The sequence below is a fragment of the Bacteroidota bacterium genome (assembly GCA_016183775.1).
Taxonomy (GTDB): Bacteria; Bacteroidota; Bacteroidia; order JABDFU01; family JABDFU01; genus JABDFU01.
Genome location: JACPDY010000093.1, coordinates 121,151 through 127,634, shown reverse-complemented (window position 1 = coordinate 127,634; position 6,484 = coordinate 121,151). Strand labels below are relative to the sequence as shown.

The following is a 6,484-nucleotide window of genomic DNA, read 5'->3' as shown; positions in this document are numbered from 1 at the left end:
TGTAATATCGCCATGCCTGATTTGCCTGTAAGCTCGCTGATAACATGATGAAGTTTAATATTCATCTGTGTTAAACATTTTTGCATACGATGAATTTGTGTAGCTTTTAGTTCAGGTCAATTGCTCTAAAACCATTACCAATCAATAGATTCAAGGATGTCCGGCACCAAAATAGGAAACTAGTGGAGGAAACCGAATAGGAAACCTTTCCTTTGAGATATTTTGCTTTTGTTTGAGGTGATAAAAAACAGAAACCGCCTAAAACATTCATTTTAGGCGGTTTTGCATTCAATTGATGTACTAATCGTGGTCCCGTAGGGATTCAAACCCCAAACCTTCTGATCCGTAGTCTTGTGAAATACATACTTCAGAAATTTCAAAAAAACTTTAACGACCATCTAAAGTGCTTATTTATCAATAATTTTAAAGGGTTTTGTGTCTTTAGAGCTTTTTTCAGTTTTTTGCAATTTTCCATTTGTTTGCAAATTTGCTTGCAAAATGTTTGCAAATTTTATACCTTTGTCCCGAACCAATAAACATAAAAAATTATGGCATCCGCAAGCATAATTTACGACACCCGAAATCCTAAAAAGGACAAGACCAACCCGATTGTTATTCGTATAATTCATAATCGAAAAATGACATCTATTAAAACAGGTTATTCCTGCTTGGTAGATGATTGGGACGAAGATAAATTAAAAATTAAACAATCAAAGAATTTTTCAAACGCAGGGAGAGCCAATTCTGATATTTTCAATCTCCAATCTAAAGCAAATAATGTCATTGACAAAAATCAAAAGAAACTGCATCTTTTAACCATTGACGAACTTCGCAATTTAATTTTAGACTATGATCCTGAAAAGGAAAAACAAAATGAAGATGCTGAAGAAAACCGAAATTACTTTTTAAAATATGGCTATGAAGTTGTAGAGAGATTAATTGCAGAGAGTACTCCGGAAAAAGACAGGACGGGAACGGCAGGTGCAACCGAAACAGCTCTTAACTGCTTCAAGAAATTTTTGGCTTTGCGAGGGTTAGATGATTTAAAATTCTCTGACTTTGACCATAAAGTATTGCAGAGTTTTGAGGCGGATTGTTTATCTGGCAGGTTAATGGGGAAGTATAAGAAAAAGGCTTGTGGGATTAACGGACTTGCTACTTATTTGAGGCATCTTAGGACAGTTGTTAATTTAGCGATTGCAGACGAATTAATGCTTCCTGAAAAATATCCCTTCCGGAAATATAAAATCAAGCGTCAGAAGCCTCAAAAAAGAGCCGTTAAAAAAACGGTGTTAGGTGATATTCGTAAACAGGAATATGAAAAAGGGAGTGTAATGTGGCATAATAAGAATTATCTATTTTTTATGTTCAATGCAAGGGGTATGAACTTTATTGATTTATCCCGATTGAGGGTTTCAAATATTAACAAGGACAGAATCAGATATATCAGAAGGAAAACAAAAAGAGTATATGATATAAAATTAACGCAGGAAGCAAAAGATATCCTTCAGCATTACTTACCAGGGAAAAAAGAAACTGATTATGTATTTCCAATAATGGCGGATATCTTAGACAGAGATGATATGACTTTAAAGGAAAAGGGGCGGTCGCAAGCTGACAGGTTAAAACAGCATAATAAATATCTCAAAAAAATTGGAGGATCCACCTTCACCTCTTATGTTATACGCCATAGTTGGGCAACAATAGCCAAGTATAGCAATGTTCCTACCTCAGTTATTAAAGAAGGTTTAGGCCATGAAGATGAAGCAACCACTCAATCATATTTAGATGATTTTGAAAATGAAGTTTTGGACGATGTAAATGAAATGGTTGTCAATGCTACTGCCGAAGGAGAAAAGCAACCAGCTTAAATAAAAAAGTCCTCGAAAGAGGGCTTTTTTTATAATATTGTAAGAATTCAACATTATGTATGAAATCAAGAGAAAAAGTATAGAAGCATTTCACCGTTTATTAAAAACGTGCAATAAAAAATTGAAGTCAGAACCGGAGAATATGCAAGTGATAAGGATAAGAGGTATTTTAAATAATATAGTTCAACTTTATGATGAAGCCATTTCAGATTTGAACAGAACTATTAATCATTTTCCAAATGACGCAACAATATATTATCTCAGAAGTCACTGTTATTTCAGCAAGGGACTGTATGATCTTGCAAAACAAGATTATTTAAGAGCGCTAAAAATAGAGTTTAAAAAAGAAGAGTCTGAATTTGTAGAAGGTTACTCAGAAGCAATTATTTTGCAAGCATCAATTAGTGGTGGTGAGGAAGAAATAAAGAATATGCAAAAGATTCTTGAATATGAAAAAATTGCCGCACTTCTCAAGTATATACCAATTTTATAGATTATTAGAATTTTGTGTCATAAAGTAGCTCCTTAATATTCACGTCTAAAGCAAGAGCAATTTCTCTTAGAAGTTTTAAGGTAGGTTGATTTTTATTACTGCATATTCTTGTTATTGTTCCTGGCGCTTTATTTACCATTTCAGCAAGATCCTTCTGAGAAATATTCTTTTCCGCAAGAACAACCCGTATCCTGTTTATTTCTACAATACCTTTTTCTTTCTTTTTAGCCATTTTATCAAAATATCCTGGGTAAAAGTATCCAAATTTCGGCTTACGTAAAACATCCATTTGACCTTCTCCTATCATTGCCAATCATCAAAGTAACAAAATATGATATTTAACTATTATTAAATATTACTTATAAAACATATTATGTTATATTTGCATGATAAAAATATTTTCATAAAATTTTAGAGAACATGATAATCTTAAATGAAAAAAAAATTATTCTTAGTCTGATAAAAGATGATTTAACTAATACAAAACTTGTATCAGGGCTGAACGCATTGGGCTTGAATGCAGATGATTATAATCTATATCTCGGAGAAAAAATTCTTTCAATGATGGGGTTTGAAGAAAGTGAACAGAGTGAAATGGTATATGAAAAAATATATCTTGCGATGGGAGAAAAAGTTAAAGAAATTGATATCACTGAATCCAAAGAAAAATTGAACGAACTTGCTGAGGAAATTTATGATGAATTATTGGAAGCTATATCCCCTTAAACAAGCGGGATTCAAATGATTTCTAATAAAATAAATCTCAAATTGCATTTTTAGTGTTATTTTTGTATTGTAACGTTCTTTATAAAATAAAAATTTTTATTGTCTTTTTGCCGAGTAGAAAAATCCGCTAAATAATTTTACGCAAGAACAATAAATGACAAGCTACACCTATATGGGTGTGGCCTTGCTCATTTATTCTTGCGTAGGTTCTTAGCGGAGCCTTCTACTCGGTAAATGTTGTCAGGGTACCACACCCACCATATTTTATCATGGAGGGTATGTGCCTGATGGGGTTCATACCCTTTTTTTATGAAACCAATTTAAACACATAACCATGATAATCCCATCAATTAAAGAGATTTTTCTATTCATTTTAGTAAATTTCTGCGCTATAATTTCCTTTAACATTTTGCTATTCGATAAGGCTGATTTTATTACTCATGTAACATTTTATGAATATTTGACCATAAATACCGGCAAAATGGTTAAGTTAGCATCCCTTTTTTTACTTACGTCTTTTATCCTAAACTTGATATTTTTTAGGATAATACTTTTAAAAAGAGACTATAAGGCAGTGCATTTGAGCGCAATTAGGGTAAGTATGGGTGTATTTCTAACTGGAATTGCGATTGCGATTTTAATTATCCTAATAAATGGATTTTAGAGAGATTAATTATGAAAAGACTTGTATTAAGGCATAAGTTAATTTGTGAGATGCTGGATTCGTGTAATGCAAAATTAAAGCGAGATACTGACAACATAAGTGTTCTGCGTTTACGGGGAATATTGTATAACATGGCAGAAAAGTATGAGAAAGCTTTGATTGATTTTAAACAGTTACTAATTACTATGCCTAAAGATTCAAGTTTATATTTTTTAAAAAGTGACTGTCACTTTAATATGGGAGAGTTTGATTTAGCGAAAAAGGATTTTCTTCGGGCACTTCAATTAGGTTCTCAACCTGATATTCCAGAAACCGCCATTGAGAATGCTATAATTTTAAATGACCAGGAGTTAAAGGAGATTGAAGAAGTGCTGGAACACGAAAAGAATAAAGCGATACTTCAGCAATTTCCTGATGCAATTGAAAATGCCAGTTAACTACTGAAAAGATTTCAACCACTTTAATGCCTCCTCCCTATTGCTAAATACCTTTGATGGAATTAATGGTTCGTCAAGCATAATAAAAGCATTACCAAGAATAGCAAGTAATTTGTTTTTTGTGAAAATAGCTCCTGCACATAATAATTCACATGCTTCATGACTTGCTAAAAATTTCCTTCCAGTTGGATCAATATATAATAGCTCGGTAATATCCACAAACATTGGCCTTGTAATGCCTTCAGATAAAGTTTTTCTATCATTTACAATATCCTTTGCTATTTTCAAATCGATAACAATACCCGATTTATATTTAGCACACATAATACCATTTTCTAACCACATTTTAGAATGGTAAAACTCATATATAAAATTAACATTCGCATTCATATAATTTGCAGACAATAATTGACACTATACTAAACACTTGAAGAATCAGATTGGAAGAATTACACTATGATGAGTAAAATAAAACAGTATAGAAAATCCTTATGATGCCTCCCAGGATTTTGAGAATTCTTTATCTTCAAATGCTTCTGCTAATCCTGTAATCTGCTTTAAGCGCAATACTTCATCAGGATCCATTCCTAATTCCTTACCAATCCGGGCATTTGTCCAACTGCTTTTTTTAAGAAACGTTACCAATTTAGCTGTTAACTCTACCTGATGAGTACCCCGTGCCATGTTATGTCTTACGGTTGATGTAACCCTGTCTTCAAGCTTTTTTTTAAGTTTCGTAACCGGCAGGTATCCTTTCAGACTTTCTTTTATATCCTCCGTATGCCTGCAAATAGCCGTCCTGTGAAATCCATCTACCACTACCCAATAATCGCTGTCTTTTTCGTCAGCCACCACAACCGGCATTGTTAATCCATCTTTTTGTATGGATAACTTTAACAATTTCATCTCAGGAGGGGCGACTTTATTGGGATTGTAGTCATTACCTTTTACTTTATCAACCGATACAAGCTGAACATTTAACGCAGGATGATTTAAGCCCAGGAATTCATATAGCTCTTGGGTTATCTGATTATAGATGTTTACCTTGTCTTCCATGCTTGCGCTTGCGCCCTGTTTTAAAATTTGTTCTATCATGGCTGCATATATTTTGAGATCATATTTAATTGTTTTTCCATTTCTCTTTTTGTCTGACCGAATGAAAGCCCTGTACACCAAAAATCATTTTTTAGTAATACTTTGCAAATTCTTCTCCACGAAGGAGCTTTCCGTTTTGCTTCCACAGTTACATCAAATTTATCGGGTATTATTGCAAAACCATGCTTCTCCCAATAACGTATGAATGTGGATATTTTCTTTTCATAATGTGCTTTTAAATAGGGAGGCATGGTATTCAACAAAAATTTTGCGTAACTCTCATAAGTACGCCCATCCGGGAGATTCACCTTAAAGTTCCCCATAACGTGCCGGTCGTTCTCACTGTATCTGTTTCCAAAATTAGCTCCTTCAACACGCCCTACTACCTTAGTCCATGTTTCGGGTTCCAGTATTTTGAACAGGTAAAGTCCTTTTTTCTGGTCATCCCCATAAGGCTGGCATAAACGCATTTGATGAATTGATAAGCCTGCCAAGCGCATAAGATCATATATCTTATTATAATCAAATTTAAATTTACCGTTTGCCACCCATATATCCGATGTGAGCCAATCATATATCGGATAGAAATTATACAGGTTATCTGCTTTTTTCGTACTCCATTCTTTTCCGTTATAGGTTCCTTTTTTCGTATTTGTAATAGCTCTGAAACGGTTCAGACTTTCATTTGATCTGATGCCCACCATACATGCCGTATCTTCGCCACCGCCAAACCATTTACCAAACTGCGGCACAAACTCCTCAAACTCCATTCCTTTTCTGAAAAAAGGAAAATAGTTTGGGTCTTTGATGACGAATGGGTATTCCGGGTACTCTCTTACCCAAGCCTTTCTTTTACTTTCATCCCAACATAACCAATGCGGCTGATATTGGCTCACTGCATTGCGAAGGTGCAGGGGCAGGCAAACCCAAAACACTTTTACTTCCGGACGTAAAGCCATACGCAGCATATAATCAATCGTATGTTTATACTGAGCTTCCAGATCAATTATTAAAACATGAACAGGTAATTTATTGTGCCGTTTAGCCGCTTCAATGGCTAAGTTCAGCATTACTCCGCTATCCTTTCCGCCACTGAATGATACATATATCTTATTAAAATGAGTATATATGTAATTCATTCTTGCAACGGTAGCATCATACACGGTCTTGTCTTTATAATGCTTCGGCATTTTTTTCA

Annotated in this window: 8 protein-coding genes; 4 read left to right on the top strand and 4 right to left on the bottom strand. The window is 34.1% G+C overall.

Annotated elements, in window-relative coordinates:
* The first annotated feature begins 548 nt into the window (after positions 1–548).
* Together HYU69_12205 and HYU69_12200 are read left to right on the top strand one after the other, a co-directional pair.
* Positions 549–1,871 carry a phage integrase SAM-like domain-containing protein gene (locus HYU69_12205; protein MBI2271099.1) on the top strand — a complete coding sequence of 441 codons (1,323 nt, stop codon included), beginning with the start codon at positions 549–551 and terminating at the stop codon, positions 1,869–1,871.
* Between the two features lie 55 nt (positions 1,872–1,926).
* Positions 1,927–2,364, top strand: coding sequence for a hypothetical protein (locus HYU69_12200; GenBank protein MBI2271098.1), 438 nt, complete (start codon positions 1,927–1,929; stop codon positions 2,362–2,364).
* 4 nt (positions 2,365–2,368) lie between these two features.
* Here HYU69_12200 and HYU69_12195 read toward each other — a convergent pair whose 3' ends face one another.
* The gene (locus tag HYU69_12195; protein ID MBI2271097.1) at positions 2,369–2,596 is read right to left on the bottom strand and encodes a helix-turn-helix transcriptional regulator; all 228 of its coding nucleotides are present in this window, start codon (positions 2,594–2,596) and stop codon (positions 2,369–2,371) included.
* Positions 2,597–2,784: 188 nt separating this feature from the next.
* Here HYU69_12195 and HYU69_12190 point away from each other — a divergent pair, with 188 nt between their 5' ends.
* Entirely contained in the window at positions 2,785–3,090 is a 306-nt protein-coding gene (locus HYU69_12190; protein MBI2271096.1) for a hypothetical protein, read from the top strand.
* A 675-nt stretch (positions 3,091–3,765) separates the two neighbouring features.
* Positions 3,766–4,191 carry a hypothetical protein gene (locus HYU69_12185; GenBank protein MBI2271095.1) on the top strand — a complete coding sequence of 142 codons (426 nt, stop codon included), beginning with the start codon at positions 3,766–3,768 and terminating at the stop codon, positions 4,189–4,191.
* Here HYU69_12185 and HYU69_12180 read toward each other — a convergent pair whose 3' ends face one another.
* The 3 genes from HYU69_12180 to HYU69_12170 all read right to left on the bottom strand — a co-directional run bounded on the left by HYU69_12180 (position 4,192) and on the right by HYU69_12170 (position 6,476).
* Positions 4,192–4,536 (bottom strand): hypothetical protein, encoded by a 345-nt coding sequence (locus HYU69_12180; GenBank protein MBI2271094.1) that lies wholly within the window; start codon positions 4,534–4,536, stop codon positions 4,192–4,194.
* A 144-nt stretch (positions 4,537–4,680) separates the two neighbouring features.
* Positions 4,681–5,286, bottom strand: coding sequence for a ParB-like nuclease domain-containing protein (locus tag HYU69_12175; protein ID MBI2271093.1), 606 nt, complete (start codon positions 5,284–5,286; stop codon positions 4,681–4,683).
* A complete protein-coding gene (locus HYU69_12170; GenBank protein MBI2271092.1) occupies positions 5,283–6,476 on the bottom strand; it encodes a DUF3440 domain-containing protein in 1,194 nt (397 codons plus the stop codon). Before HYU69_12170 ends, HYU69_12175 begins: the two co-directional genes overlap by 4 nt.
* Positions 6,477–6,484: the final 8 nt, after the last annotated feature.

Excerpts from the sequence above, each read along its gene's own strand:
- HYU69_12205 (MBI2271099.1), top strand. The coding sequence starts at position 549 with ATGGCATCCGCAAGCATAATTTACGACACCCGAAATCCTAAAAAGGAC.
- HYU69_12200 (MBI2271098.1), top strand. The coding sequence starts at position 1,927 with ATGTATGAAATCAAGAGAAAAAGTATAGAAGCATTTCACCGTTTATTA.
- HYU69_12195 (MBI2271097.1), bottom strand. The coding sequence starts at position 2,596 with ATGGCTAAAAAGAAAGAAAAAGGTATTGTAGAAATAAACAGGATACGG.
- HYU69_12190 (MBI2271096.1), top strand. The coding sequence starts at position 2,785 with ATGATAATCTTAAATGAAAAAAAAATTATTCTTAGTCTGATAAAAGAT.
- HYU69_12185 (MBI2271095.1), top strand. The coding sequence starts at position 3,766 with ATGAAAAGACTTGTATTAAGGCATAAGTTAATTTGTGAGATGCTGGAT.
- HYU69_12180 (MBI2271094.1), bottom strand. The coding sequence starts at position 4,536 with ATGTGGTTAGAAAATGGTATTATGTGTGCTAAATATAAATCGGGTATT.
- HYU69_12175 (MBI2271093.1), bottom strand. The coding sequence starts at position 5,286 with ATGATAGAACAAATTTTAAAACAGGGCGCAAGCGCAAGCATGGAAGAC.
- HYU69_12170 (MBI2271092.1), bottom strand. The coding sequence starts at position 6,476 with ATGCCGAAGCATTATAAAGACAAGACCGTGTATGATGCTACCGTTGCA.